Annotated in this window: 7 protein-coding genes, 2 tRNA genes and 2 rRNA genes; all 11 read right to left on the bottom strand. The window is 48.0% G+C overall.

What is annotated here, in order from left to right:
• Positions 1 to 10: 10 nt before the first annotated feature.
• The 11 genes from VP472_RS00055 to dnaA all read right to left on the bottom strand — a co-directional run bounded on the left by VP472_RS00055 (position 11) and on the right by dnaA (position 14166).
• A 23S ribosomal RNA gene (locus VP472_RS00055) occupies positions 11 to 2921 on the bottom strand.
• Between the two features lie 82 nt (positions 2922 to 3003).
• A tRNA-Ala gene (locus tag VP472_RS00050) sits at positions 3004 to 3079 on the bottom strand.
• A gap of 14 nt (positions 3080 to 3093) precedes the next feature.
• Positions 3094 to 3170 (bottom strand) — tRNA-Ile (locus VP472_RS00045).
• A 100-nt stretch (positions 3171 to 3270) separates the two neighbouring features.
• Positions 3271 to 4813, bottom strand: a 16S ribosomal RNA gene (locus tag VP472_RS00040).
• The 16S and 23S rRNA genes sit together here with 2 tRNA genes alongside, the layout of an rRNA operon.
• A gap of 299 nt (positions 4814 to 5112) precedes the next feature.
• Positions 5113 to 7572, bottom strand: coding sequence for a DNA gyrase subunit A (gene gyrA / locus VP472_RS00035; protein ID WP_004392898.1), 2460 nt, complete (start codon positions 7570 to 7572; stop codon positions 5113 to 5115).
• Positions 7573 to 7787: 215 nt separating this feature from the next.
• A complete protein-coding gene (gene gyrB / locus VP472_RS00030; protein ID WP_004392900.1) occupies positions 7788 to 9704 on the bottom strand; it encodes a DNA topoisomerase (ATP-hydrolyzing) subunit B in 1917 nt (638 codons plus the stop codon).
• Between the two features lie 59 nt (positions 9705 to 9763).
• A complete protein-coding gene (gene remB, locus VP472_RS00025) occupies positions 9764 to 10009 on the bottom strand; it encodes an extracellular matrix regulator RemB (RefSeq protein WP_004392908.1) in 246 nt (81 codons plus the stop codon).
• Between the two features lie 17 nt (positions 10010 to 10026).
• Positions 10027 to 11139 (bottom strand): DNA replication/repair protein RecF, encoded by a 1113-nt coding sequence (gene recF, locus VP472_RS00020; protein ID WP_094247314.1) that lies wholly within the window; start codon positions 11137 to 11139, stop codon positions 10027 to 10029.
• A gap of 15 nt (positions 11140 to 11154) precedes the next feature.
• Positions 11155 to 11370 (bottom strand): ribosome maturation protein RlbA, encoded by a 216-nt coding sequence (rlbA, locus tag VP472_RS00015; protein WP_004392910.1) that lies wholly within the window; start codon positions 11368 to 11370, stop codon positions 11155 to 11157.
• A 134-nt stretch (positions 11371 to 11504) separates the two neighbouring features.
• Positions 11505 to 12641 carry a DNA polymerase III subunit beta gene (gene dnaN / locus VP472_RS00010; RefSeq protein WP_007409909.1) on the bottom strand — a complete coding sequence of 379 codons (1137 nt, stop codon included), beginning with the start codon at positions 12639 to 12641 and terminating at the stop codon, positions 11505 to 11507.
• A 184-nt stretch (positions 12642 to 12825) separates the two neighbouring features.
• Positions 12826 to 14166: a chromosomal replication initiator protein DnaA gene (dnaA, locus tag VP472_RS00005; RefSeq protein ID WP_004392913.1), complete on the bottom strand. Its 1341-nt coding sequence runs from the start codon at positions 14164 to 14166 to the stop codon at positions 12826 to 12828.

The following is a 14166-nucleotide window of genomic DNA, read 5'->3' as shown; positions in this document are numbered from 1 at the left end:
TACATTCAAATTGGTTAAGTCCTCGATCGATTAGTATCTGTCAGCTCCATGTGTCGCCACACTTCCACCTCAGACCTATCAACCTGATCATCTTTCAGGGATCTTACTTCCTTGCGGAATGGGAAATCTCATCTTGAGGGGGGCTTCATGCTTAGATGCTTTCAGCACTTATCCCGTCCGCACATAGCTACCCAGCGATGCCCTTGGCAGAACAACTGGTACACCAGCGGTGCGTCCATCCCGGTCCTCTCGTACTAAGGACAGCTCCTCTCAAATTTCCTGCGCCCGCGACGGATAGGGACCGAACTGTCTCACGACGTTCTGAACCCAGCTCGCGTACCGCTTTAATGGGCGAACAGCCCAACCCTTGGGACCGACTACAGCCCCAGGATGCGATGAGCCGACATCGAGGTGCCAAACCTCCCCGTCGATGTGGACTCTTGGGGGAGATAAGCCTGTTATCCCCGGGGTAGCTTTTATCCGTTGAGCGATGGCCCTTCCATGCGGAACCACCGGATCACTAAGCCCGACTTTCGTCCCTGCTCGACTTGTAGGTCTCGCAGTCAAGCTCCCTTGTGCCTTTACACTCTGCGAATGATTTCCAACCATTCTGAGGGAACCTTTGGGCGCCTCCGTTACCTTTTAGGAGGCGACCGCCCCAGTCAAACTGCCCACCTGACACTGTCTCCCCGCCCGATAAGGGCGGCGGGTTAGAAGGTCAATACAGCCAGGGTAGTATCCCACCGATGCCTCCACCGAAGCTGGCGCTCCGGTTTCCAAGGCTCCTACCTATCCTGTACAAGCTGTACCAACATTCAATATCAGGTGCAGTAAAGCTCCACGGGGTCTTTCCGTCCTGTCGCGGGTAACCTGCATCTTCACAGGTACTATAATTTCACCGAGTCTCTCGTTGAGACAGTGCCCAGATCGTTGCGCCTTTCGTGCGGGTCGGAACTTACCCGACAAGGAATTTCGCTACCTTAGGACCGTTATAGTTACGGCCGCCGTTTACTGGGGCTTCAATTCGCACCTTCGCTTACGCTAAGCGCTCCTCTTAACCTTCCAGCACCGGGCAGGCGTCAGCCCCTATACTTCGCCTTGCGGCTTCGCAGAGACCTGTGTTTTTGCTAAACAGTCGCCTGGGCCTATTCACTGCGGCTCTCTCGGGCTTGCACCCTAACAGAGCACCCTTCTCCCGAAGTTACGGGGTCATTTTGCCGAGTTCCTTAACGAGAGTTCTCTCGATCACCTTAGGATTCTCTCCTCGCCTACCTGTGTCGGTTTGCGGTACGGGCACCTCTCACCTCGCTAGAGGCTTTTCTTGGCAGTGTGGAATCAGGAACTTCGCTACTATAATTCGCTCGCCATCACAGCTCAGCCTTCACGGGAAACGGATTTGCCTATTTCCCAGCCTAACTGCTTGGACGCGGATATCCAATACCGCGCTTACCCTATCCTCCTGCGTCCCCCCATTGCTCAAATGGTGAGGAGGTGGTACAGGAATATCAACCTGTTATCCATCGCCTACGCCTTTCGGCCTCGGCTTAGGTCCCGACTAACCCTGAGCGGACGAGCCTTCCTCAGGAAACCTTAGGCATTCGGTGGAGGGATTCTCACCCTCTTTCGCTACTCATACCGGCATTCTCACTTCTAAGCGCTCCACAAGTCCTTCCGGTCTTGCTTCACAGCCCTTAGAACGCTCTCCTACCACTGTTCGAAGAACAGTCCGCGCTTCGGTGATACGTTTAGCCCCGGTACATTTTCGGCGCAGAGTCACTCGACCAGTGAGCTATTACGCACTCTTTAAATGGTGGTCGCTTCTAAGCCAACATCCTGGTTGTCTAAGCAACTCCACATCCTTTTCCACTTAACGTATACTTTGGGACCTTAGCTGGCGGTCTGGGCCCTTTCGACTACGGATCTTATCACTCGCAGTCTGACTCCCAAGGATAAGTCATCGGCATTCGGAGTTTGACTGAATTCGGTAACCCGGTAGGGGCCCCTAGTCCAATCAGTGCTCTACCTCCGAGACTCTTACCTTGAGGCTAGCCCTAAAGCTATTTCGGAGAGAACCAGCTATCTCCAGGTTCGATTGGCATTTCACCCCTACCACACCTCATCCCCGCACTTTTCAACGTGCGTGGGTTCGGCCTCCATTCAGTGTTACCTGAACTTCACCCTGGACATGGGTAGATCACCTGGTTTCGGGTCTACGACCACGTACTCAATTCGCCCTATTCAGACTCGCTTTCCGCGGCTCCGCATCTTCTGCTTAACCTTGCACGGGATCGTAACTCGCCGGTTCATTCTACAAAGGCACGCCATCACCCGTTAACGGGCTCTGACTACTTGTAGGCACACGGTTTCAGGATCTCTTTCACCCCTTCCGGGGTGCTTTTCACCTTCCCTCACGGTACTGGTTCACTATCGGTCACTAGGGAGTATTTAGCCTTGGGAGATGGTCCTCCCGGATTCCGACGGAATTTCACGTGTTCCGCCGTACTCAGGATCCACTCAGGAGAGAACGAAGTTTTGACTACAGGGCTGTTACCTCCTATGGCGGGCCTTTCCAGACCTCTTCATCTACCTCGTTCCTTTGTAACTCCGTACAGAGTGTCCTACAACCCCAAGAGGCAAGCCTCTTGGTTTGGGCTGGTCCCGTTTCGCTCGCCGCTACTCAGGGAATCGCATTTGCTTTCTCTTCCTCCGGGTACTTAGATGTTTCAGTTCCCCGGGTCTGCCTTCTCATATCCTATGTATTCAGATATGGATACCACTCCATTACGAGTGGTGGGTTTCCCCATTCGGAAATCTCCGGATCAAAGCTTGCTTACAGCTCCCCGAAGCATATCGGTGTTCGTCCCGTCCTTCATCGGCTCCTAGTGCCAAGGCATCCACCGTGCGCCCTTTCTAACTTAACCGTTAAAAAGAATCACTACGTGATATCTTGCATTACTAATTGAATGTGAATTACTTCTGTTATCTAGTTTTCAAAGAACACGTTGGTGGAGCCTAGCGGGATCGAACCGCTGACCTCCTGCGTGCAAAGCAGGCGCTCTCCCAGCTGAGCTAAGGCCCCGTATTGGGTAAAGATGGTGGGCCTGAGTGGACTCGAACCACCGACCTCACGCTTATCAGGCGTGCGCTCTAACCAGCTGAGCTACAGGCCCATCTACCATATGAAAGAATCAAAATTCCTTCAAAACTAAACAAGACAGGGAACGTTCTGTTTATAAGACCCAAGGTCTTATATTCCGTTAAAATCCTTAGAAAGGAGGTGATCCAGCCGCACCTTCCGATACGGCTACCTTGTTACGACTTCACCCCAATCATCTGTCCCACCTTCGGCGGCTGGCTCCATAAAGGTTACCTCACCGACTTCGGGTGTTACAAACTCTCGTGGTGTGACGGGCGGTGTGTACAAGGCCCGGGAACGTATTCACCGCGGCATGCTGATCCGCGATTACTAGCGATTCCAGCTTCACGCAGTCGAGTTGCAGACTGCGATCCGAACTGAGAACAGATTTGTGGGATTGGCTTAACCTCGCGGTTTCGCTGCCCTTTGTTCTGTCCATTGTAGCACGTGTAGCCCAGGTCATAAGGGGCATGATGATTTGACGTCATCCCCACCTTCCTCCGGTTTGTCACCGGCAGTCACCTTAGAGTGCCCAACTGAATGCTGGCAACTAAGATCAAGGGTTGCGCTCGTTGCGGGACTTAACCCAACATCTCACGACACGAGCTGACGACAACCATGCACCACCTGTCACTCTGCCCCCGAAGGGGACGTCCTATCTCTAGGATTGTCAGAGGATGTCAAGACCTGGTAAGGTTCTTCGCGTTGCTTCGAATTAAACCACATGCTCCACCGCTTGTGCGGGCCCCCGTCAATTCCTTTGAGTTTCAGTCTTGCGACCGTACTCCCCAGGCGGAGTGCTTAATGCGTTAGCTGCAGCACTAAGGGGCGGAAACCCCCTAACACTTAGCACTCATCGTTTACGGCGTGGACTACCAGGGTATCTAATCCTGTTCGCTCCCACGCTTTCGCTCCTCAGCGTCAGTTACAGACCAGAGAGTCGCCTTCGCCACTGGTGTTCCTCCACATCTCTACGCATTTCACCGCTACACGTGGAATTCCACTCCTCTTCTGCACTCAAGTTCCCCAGTTTCCAATGACCCTCCCGGTTGAGCCGGGGCTTTCACATCAGACTTAAGAAACCGCCTGCGAGCCCTTTACGCCCAATAATTCCGGACAACGCTTGCCACCTACGTATTACCGCGGCTGCTGGCACGTAGTTAGCCGTGGCTTTCTGGTTAGGTACCGTCAAGGTGCCGCCCTATTCGAACGGCACTTGTTCTTCCCTAACAACAGAGCTTTACGATCCGAAAACCTTCATCACTCACGCGGCGTTGCTCCGTCAGACTTTCGTCCATTGCGGAAGATTCCCTACTGCTGCCTCCCGTAGGAGTCTGGGCCGTGTCTCAGTCCCAGTGTGGCCGATCACCCTCTCAGGTCGGCTACGCATCGTCGCCTTGGTGAGCCGTTACCTCACCAACTAGCTAATGCGCCGCGGGTCCATCTGTAAGTGGTAGCCGAAGCCACCTTTTATGTCTGAACCATGCGGTTCAAACAACCATCCGGTATTAGCCCCGGTTTCCCGGAGTTATCCCAGTCTTACAGGCAGGTTACCCACGTGTTACTCACCCGTCCGCCGCTAACATCAGGGAGCAAGCTCCCATCTGTCCGCTCGACTTGCATGTATTAGGCACGCCGCCAGCGTTCGTCCTGAGCCAGGATCAAACTCTCCGATAAAGTAGTTTGACTGACTACGCACATCGCTGTGCGATTTATTTAAAACTTTGAATTAACAGGTACGTTTTGTCTTGTTTAGTTTTCAAAGAACTTTTCCCACTTCTCTCGAAGCGACCTCTTAATCATAACATTTTCAGTTTGCTAGGTCAATACTTTTTTAAAAAATATTTCCGCTAGGCTTGCCTTTCTATTAAAAAGACAACAAAAAGAATTATATCAGCATCATCACTATGTGTCAAAGCTTTTTTTCATTTCTTTATATAGTAAAAGCGCAGCCTGTTGCAGCTGCGCTTTTACGTTTATACTTCTTCCGTTTCTTCCGGCTCTTCTTCATTCTTTTCGACAAGCGCCACAGTGGCTACATGCTCTTGATCAGACATGCGGATCAGACGGACGCCTTGAGTTACGCGTCCCGTAGTGGAGATATCATTAATATCCATTCTGATTAACACGCCGCTTGCCGTAATAATCATTAAGTCCTCTTCGCCTTTTGTTGCTTTCACGGTTACTAACGGACCGTTGCTGTCAGTGATTTTACATGTTTTAAGGCCTTTTCCGCCCCGGCTTTGAACTCTGTATTCTGAAGCCGGTGTGCGTTTGCCGTAGCCGTTTTCTGTCACTATGAGGACATGAGAGTCTTCTTCAAGAATCTCCATGCCTACAACGACATCATCGTCTGTCAGCGTGATGCCTTTAACACCCGCAGCTGTGCGTCCCATTTGTCTTACATCTTCTTCAGGGAAACGGATCAGTAAACCGTTCTTCGTTCCGATGATGATTTGTTTCTTGCCGTCAGTCAGGCGGACGGCCATCAGTTCATCGTCTTCCCGGAGACCTAGGGCGATCAGCCCGTTATTCCGTATATTCGCAAACTGGGACAGTGCCGTACGTTTCGACACCCCTTGTTTGGTCGTAAAGAAGAGGTATTGCTCCTCATCAAACGTGCTGACCGGAATAATGGCATTAATCCATTCGCCTTTTTCAACTTCCAGAAGGTTAATAATCGGAATGCCTTTTGCCGTTCGGCCGTATTCAGGGATTTCATATCCTTTAGAACGGTATACCTTCCCTTTATTAGAGAAGAACAGGATCGTATCGTGCGTTGATGTGGAAATTAAGTGTTCCACAAAGTCATCTTCATTCGTTCCCATTCCCTGTACGCCTTTTCCGCCCCGTTTTTGGCTGCGGTATGTGGACGCCGGGAGACGTTTAACATAGCCGTTATGGGTCAGTGTGATGACGATATTTTCTCTCTCGATAAGATCTTCATCTTCAATTGTTTCAAGACCGGACGTCACAATTTCAGTGCGTCTCTCATCATTGAAACGCTCTTTGATTTCATTAAGTTCTTCACGGATGATCTCAAGAACTCTTTCTTCATTGGCTAAAATATCTTTCAGCTCAGCGATAAGCGCAACAAGTGATTGATATTCCTCTTCAATCTTTTCGCGCTCCAGACCGGTTAATCGCTGAAGGCGCATATCCAGAATGGCTTGCGCTTGTTTTTCAGTCAGTGAGAATTGTTCGATCAAACCCGTTCTCGCAATTTCAGCCGTCTGGGAATTGCGGATAAGAGAAATAACGGCATCTAAATGATCGAGAGCAATTCTTAAACCTTCCAAAATGTGAGCTCTCGCTTCCGCTTTGCGGAGTTCGTAAGCCGTTCTGCGCCGGATCACAACCTTTTGGTGATCAAGATAATGCTCCAGACATTGTTTCAGGCTTAGTACCTTCGGCTGTCCGTCAACGAGCGCCAGCAGGTTGATTCCGAAAGACGTCTGCAGGGCCGTTTGTTTGTACAGGTTATTCAAAATGACGTGAGCATTGGCGTCACGGCGGATCTCAATGACAATTCTCATTCCGTTACGGTCGGATTCGTCTCGCAGATCGGTAATTCCTTCGATTTTTTTGTCCCGGACAAGATCCGCGATTTTTTCAATTAATCTCGCTTTGTTCACCTGATAAGGAAGTTCCGTGACAATAATTCTTTCTTTTCCCGATGAAGTCTCTTCGATTTCAGCCTTAGCCCGGATTGTGATTGATCCCCGTCCGGATTCATATGCCTTGCGGATGCCGCTCCGGCCCAAAATCTGACCTGCAGTCGGAAAATCCGGGCCCGGGATGTACTCCATCAGCTCCTGGTTTGTAATCTCAGGATTCTCACTTACGGCAAGCACGCCTTCAATGACTTCCCCAAGCTGATGCGGGGGAATGTTTGTCGCCATTCCGACCGCAATACCGGCAGCCCCGTTTACGAGCAGATTCGGAAATCTCGAAGGCATGACGGCAGGCTCTCTTTCTGAACCGTCATAGTTATCTTGATAGTCAATCGTGTCTTTCGTAATGTCACGCAGAATTTCCATTGCGATTTTTGACATTCTCGCTTCTGTGTAACGCATCGCGGCCGCTGAGTCGCCGTCAACCGAACCGAAGTTGCCGTGTCCGTCAACAAGCATGTAGCGGTAGTTAAAATCCTGCGCCATTCTGACCATTGATTCGTAAACCGCTGAGTCACCGTGCGGGTGGTACTTACCGATAACTTCACCGACGATACGGGCAGATTTTTTATATGGTTTGTCACTGGTCATGCCTAAATCATTCATTGCGTACAAAATCCGTCTGTGAACCGGCTTCAGACCGTCACGCACATCCGGAAGCGCCCGGGATACGATAACGCTCATTGCATAGTCCAGGAAGGATGTCCGCATTTCCTGACTGATATTGACTTCACGTACTTGTGGTGTGTTTTGTTCACTCATTAAAAAAACCTCCCTGAAGTATCACATGAAATAATGTGGGAGTAGATTGTCCATTATGATCTTCAATACGATTTCACTATTCTCCATTATATCAATAAACTTGTGTTTATACACATTAATTTAGTAGAATATACGGGTTTTGCGGGTTTTCAGAGGCTTTAGAAGCCGCTTTGAGAAAAAAGCCTTATTTCTTAACGAAAATAAGGCTTTCTTGGTTAAATATCAAGATTTTTCACGTATCTGGCGTTTGCTTCTATGAAGTTTCTCCGCGGTTCTACTTTGTCACCCATCAGCATTTCAAAAGTCTCGTCAGCGTCCATTGCATCTTCAAGATTGACTTGCAGAAGCGTTCTGGTCGCAGGGTCCATTGTCGTTTCCCAAAGCTGAGTCGCGTTCATTTCTCCAAGACCTTTATAACGCTGGAGGCCGGGCTTAGGTGATTGCGGAAGCTCTTTTAACAGCTCATCAAGCTGCTTATCGTTATAAGCGTATTCCACCCGTTTTCCCTGCTGCACTTTATAAAGCGGCGGCTGGGCAATGTAGACATAGCCGTTTTCGATGATTTCCCGCATGTATCTGTAGAAGAACGTTAATAAAAGCGTTCTGATATGGGCGCCGTCAACATCGGCATCCGTCATGATGACCACTTTATGATAACGCGCTTTTTCAAGATTAAAATCTTCTCCGATTCCTGTTCCGAGGGCCGTGATCATTGATCTGACCTCATTGTTTGAGAGAATCTTATCAAGTCTGGCTTTCTCAACGTTCAGAATCTTACCGCGCAGCGGCAGAATGGCTTGGAAATGACGGTCCCGTCCCTGTTTCGCTGATCCGCCCGCAGAGTCACCCTCTACGATATACAGCTCGGAAATGCTCGGATCTTTAGAAGAACAGTCCGCCAGTTTGCCCGGCAGATTGGAAATCTCAAGCGCACTTTTGCGGCGGGTCAATTCCCGGGCTTTTTTCGCTGCCATCCGCGCTCTTGCGGCCATTAAACCTTTTTCAACGATTTTGCGGGCTGAGTCCGGATTTTCAAGAAGGAATGTTTCCAGCGCAGAAGAAAACAGCGTATCAGTGATCGTTCTCGCTTCGGAGTTGCCGAGCTTCGTTTTCGTCTGCCCTTCGAATTGCGGATCAGGGTGCTTAATTGAAATAATGGCAGTCAGCCCTTCTCTCACATCATCCCCGCTTAAATTCGGATCATTTTCTTTGAAAATCCCTTTTCTTCTTGCATAGTCGTTTATGACACGGGTCAGACCGGTTTTAAATCCGGCCTCGTGCGTGCCGCCTTCGTATGTGTTGATATTATTTGTGAAAGAATAAATATTGCTTGTATAGCTGTCGTTGTATTGCAATGCAACTTCAACCGTTATGCCGTCTTTCTCGCCTTCGATATAAATCGGCTCTTCATGAACGACTTCTTTGGAACGGTTTAAGTACTCAACATAGCTTTTGATTCCGCCTTCGTAGTGGTACTCGTTTTTCCGTTCTTGTCCTTCACGTTTGTCTTCAATCGTGATGTTTACGCCTTTTGTCAGGAAGGCCAATTCCCGGACACGGTTTGAAAGCAGATCATAGTCATATACAGTTGTTTCTTTGAAAATTTCCGGGTCCGGAACGAAGTGCGTAATCGTTCCGGTCTTATCAGTTTCGCCGATCACTTCAAGATCGGCCACAGGTACACCGCGCTCGTACGCCTGATAATGGATTTTTCCGTCACGATGAACCGTAACGTCAAGAGTGGTCGACAAGGCGTTTACGACGGACGCCCCTACACCGTGAAGACCGCCGGATACTTTATATCCGCTTCCGTCAAATTTACCGCCGGCGTGGAGAACGGTCATGATGACTTCAACCGCAGGGCGGCCCATCTTCTCCTGGATACCGACCGGAATTCCGCGCCCGTTGTCCTTAACGGTAATGCTGTTATCTTTTTCAATCTCGATGTTAATATCTGTACAATAACCGGCCAGGGCTTCGTCAATACTGTTGTCGACGATTTCCCACACCAAATGGTGAAGGCCTTTGCTGTTAGTTGATCCGATGTACATCCCCGGTCTCTTTCGAACAGCTTCCAAACCTTCTAATACCTGTATCTGATTCTCATCATAACTATTTTGCTGCTGTTCCATAGCCATGCACATTCACCTACACTTTTCTTAAACGATAATATATTCATTGTAAAGATCCGCTAAGAATCTATTTCTAACATAAATTGCGCACGTTTCTTCAGTGTGCCGGAAGATAAGGGAGAGTAATATATATTCTCAGTCGTGACTACGATAGACTTTGGCGTGCCGTTTACGGACGGCACTACTTTTTCTTTCTGTCTGTCCAGAAATTCTTCAACGATCGGCGATACATTGACCTTGCAGTCAAAAATGCCGACGATATCGCGGGTTGAAACGACAAAGTCGTCACCTAAATGAATATACAATCGCTCACCTCATTTCTTCACTTCACTAACGCACCGTTTTCCACACGGAACATTCCTGCTTGATGTAAGGTATCGTGGTCAATGCCATCCACGCTCGTCGTGGTGACAAATGTCTGCACACGGCCTTGGATCGTATGAAGCAAATGGGACTGCCGGTAATCATCCAGCTCGCTTAGTACATCATCCAAAAGTAAAATGGGGTATTCTCCGATTTCTTCATGAATCAAATCTATTTCAGCCAGCTTCAGAGACAAAGCCGTCGTACGCTGCTGTCCCTGCGAACCGTAAGTCTGCACATCGCGTCCGTTCACATAAAAAAGGACATCATCCCGATGCGGTCCGAATAATGTGACGCCTCGTTCTATTTCTTTTTCTTTTAATTTCGAAAAAGACTCCTGGTAGCTGTTACCTATTTTCGACAAATCTTTAGGATCTGATACATCAAGCGCCGTGTGATACTTAAGCGTCAGTTCTTCAAGTCCCCGGGAAATGCCGGAATGGATCGGCTGCGCCCATTTTTCAAGCTGCGCCGTAAACTGCAGACGTTTGGCGACAACTTTTGCGGCTGCTTCAATCAGCTGATCAGTGAGAACGTCAAGCATGGTCCGGTCAGTCTGTTTCCGGCTTTGCAGCTGTTTCAGAAAATGATTCCGCTGTGAAAGGATTTTTTGATAAAGAGATAAATCATACAGATAAACGGCAGAAACCTGCCCGATCTCCATATCGAGAAATCTTCTCCTCACCTGAGGGCTTCCTTTGACGAGATTTAAATCCTCAGGGGCAAACATAATGGTGTTCAGCGCTCCGACATACTGACTGAGTTTTTGCTGCTCTATATGATTGACCTTGCCCTTTTTACCTTTTTTGGAGATGACAAGCTGCATCGGGATGTCCCCGTTGCGCTTCATCACTCTTCCTTCTATTTTAGCATAGTCTTCGTCCCACCGTATAAGTTCTTTGTCATTTGAGGTGCGGTGTGATTTTGCCATCGAAAGGACATAGATGGCTTCCATCAGATTGGTTTTGCCTTGGGCATTTTCCCCGATGATCACATTCACCTTGTTTTCGAATTGAAGCTCAGCGCGCTCATAATTACGGTAGGATGTTAATTCTAAATTTTGGATATACAACCGCTGTCACCCGCTTTAATTGACGACTTGAAATGAACCAAATCCTTCAATCGCGACCACGTCTCCAACGTAAAGCTTTCTGCCGCGGCGATTGTCAGGTTCATTGTTGACAGTCACCTCATGCTCGCTCAGAAACCACTTCGCCATGCCGCCGGACTGAATCACATCGGCTAATTTTAAAAACTGGCCAAGCGTAATCATTTCTGTATCAATCGAAATCGGATTTGCCATAATATCGACCTCTTTCAAATATCACTAATATCTAATTGTACTAAAAAATCCTGAAATAAGGAAAGGGAAAACTTGAGGGAGCGGCTGATGAATAGAAAAGCTGCCGAACTAAGCCGGCAGCACATTCTGTTTGATTAATACGTTCTGACCGGAAGGATGAGCTGAACGATGGTCTCATCATTCGGCGTACGGATAAGAAACGGTCTCATCGCTCCCGTAAAGCTGATGCGGATGTCCGCTCCTTCAAGTACTTTCAGTGCGTCCATCATATATTTTGGACTGAATGAAATATTTAATTCCTCGCCGTCAATCTGGTCAGCCAGCACAGCTTCGACCACTTTCCCGATTTCCGGAGAATTTGATGAAATCTCAAGCGAATCCGCCGGTTTGGCAGAAAGCTTTACAACGTTGTTGCGGCCTTCTCTCGCCAATAAAGAAGCACGGTCTATCGCCTGTAAAAATTCCTTCGTGTTCACGACGATTTCCGTTTTGCTTTCCTGCGGAATTAAGCTGGTCGTGTCCGGATAGTTTCCGTCAAGCAATCTTGAGAAGAACAATACGTTTTTCGCTTTGAACAGAACTTGGGTTTCTGTAATGACGATATCCACCAGCTCTTGGTTGTCATCAAGAATTTTACTCAGCTCGGTTAAGCTTTTCCCGGGAATGACGACGTTATAAGAGCTGTCTTCCGGAATATCAAGCTTCGCTTTTCTTAAAGCGAGTCGGTGGCTATCCGTGGCAGTGCATAATAATTCACCGTTTTCAACTTTCCAGTTTACACCTGTCAAGATAGGGCGTGTTTCTGAGGCGGACACAGCGAACACGGTTTGGCGGATCAGGTTTTTCAAAAGATCCGTCGGAATCTGAATGGCGTGATGCTCTTCGATTTGCGGTAGATGCGGATATTCATCTGCATCAAGGCCGTTTAAATTAAATTCGGCTTTTCCGGAACGGATAATCGTTAAATATTGATTTTGAACTTCGATTTCAACAGTCGCCATCGGCAGTTTTTTAACGATTTCGCTGAAGAAACGCGCTTGCAGCACGATACTTCCCGGCTGATCGATCGTCACGATTTCTTTATCATCATCTTCTTTCGGAATGAATGACTCAATTGAAATATCAGAGTCACTTCCTGTGAAAGATACTCCTTCATCTGAGGCGACGATCTTAATACCGGTGAGAATGGGAATTGTGGTTCTGGATGAAACGGCTTTTAGAACGTCTTGTACACTTTCGACTAACCGATCTTTTTGAATCGTAAATTTCATGTTTATCCTCCTAACGGATAATATAATTAATATATTTTAAAAATAGCAGTAGTAATAGTAGGGCCTGTGGATTTGTGGATAAGTTGTGAAAAAGACAGGAAACACAGCCTATCCACATGTGGACAGACTGTGCATGGCTATGAAAAAGTTATTCACACTTTCCCCGATTCATCCGAGGGCACTATTATTTAAGCAGTTCTTTTATTTCTTTCACCTGCTGCTGAAGCTGCTCGTCATCAATCAGCAGTTTTGAAATCTTTTCGTGGGCGTGAATGACGGTTGTATGGTCTCTCCCGCCAAATTCTTCCCCGATTTTAGGCAAAGAAGAATCCGTCATTTCTCTTGAAAGATACATCGCAATTTGTCTTGGGAAAGCCACGGATTTCGTACGCTTTTTTGCTTTGAAATCTTCAAGCTTAATGTTGAACTGCTGTCCGACAATCCGCTGAATCTCTTTTATCGTAATGACCTTCGGCTTAGAAGACGGAATAATATCTTTCAATGCTTCTGCTGCCAGGTCTGCGTTAATGTCTTTATTGATTAAGGATGAATAGGCGACAACCCGGATTAATGCCCCTTCCAGTTCGCGGATGTTGCTGTCAATCTGATTGGCGATGTAAAGCATGACCTCGTTCGGAATATCAAGGCCCTCCGCCTTCGCTTTCTTTCTCAGAATGGCAATCCGCGTTTCCAGATCCGGCGGTGTGATATCCGTAATCAATCCCCATTCGAACCGCGAACGCAGGCGGTCTTCAAGGGTCGGGATCTCTTTCGGCGGTCTGTCACTGGAAATCACGATTTGTTTGCTTTCCTCATGAAGCGTGTTGAATGTATGGAAAAACTCTTCCTGTGTTTGTTCTTTTCCGGCTAAAAATTGAATATCATCTATCAAAAGTACATCAACGTTCCGGTAGCGGTTGCGGAAATCAACGGCTTTATTATCGCGGATTGAGTTGATGAATTCATTTGTGAATTTTTCAGAAGACAGGTACACCACTTTGGCTGAAGGATTATGATCAATGACATAATGGCCGATCGCGTGCATTAAGTGGGTTTTTCCTAAGCCGACTCCCCCGTATATAAATAAAGGGTTGTACGCTTTAGCGGGTGCTTCCGCCACAGCCAGTGATGCTGCATGGGCGAATCGGTTTCCCGATCCGATGACGAATGTGTCGAATGTATATTTCGGGTTGAGCATGCTTTGGGGAAAATCAGACGGTTCCTCTTTTGCCGCTTTTTTCACTTGCGGTTTCGGCAAAAAGTCTTCTTCGTCCTGATTTTGAGGAATGACAAATTTGACGCTCAATTCTTCCCCGGTTAATTCATATATGGTATCTGCAATGAGATGTAAGTACCTGGACTCCAGCCAGTCTCTGGCAAATTCATTGGGAGCGGTGATGGTTAAGGTATCTCCTTGCAGCGAATGGGCTTTCGTCGACTTCATCCAAGTTTCGAAACTCGGTTTGCTTAGCTTTTTCTCAATTTGAGCTAGAGCTTGATTCCAAAGATCCAATATATTCTCCAT

It is taken from the genome of Bacillus sp. MT(2024) (genome assembly GCF_036362845.1).
In the GTDB taxonomy this organism is placed as follows: Bacteria; Bacillota; Bacilli; order Bacillales; family Bacillaceae; genus Bacillus; species Bacillus velezensis.
This window is presented reverse-complemented; position numbering and strand designations above follow the sequence as displayed.

What these genes read in the sequence shown, in the direction of transcription:
- gyrA (WP_004392898.1), bottom strand. Translation starts at nt 7,572, where the DNA reads ATGAGTGAACAAAACACACCACAAGTACGTGAAGTCAATATCAGTCAG.
- gyrB (WP_004392900.1), bottom strand. Translation starts at nt 9,704, where the DNA reads ATGGAACAGCAGCAAAATAGTTATGATGAGAATCAGATACAGGTATTA.
- rlbA (WP_004392910.1), bottom strand. Translation starts at nt 11,370, where the DNA reads ATGGCAAATCCGATTTCGATTGATACAGAAATGATTACGCTTGGCCAG.
- dnaN (WP_007409909.1), bottom strand. Translation starts at nt 12,641, where the DNA reads ATGAAATTTACGATTCAAAAAGATCGGTTAGTCGAAAGTGTACAAGAC.
- dnaA (WP_004392913.1), bottom strand. Translation starts at nt 14,166, where the DNA reads ATGGAGAATATATTGGATCTTTGGAATCAAGCTCTAGCTCAAATTGAG.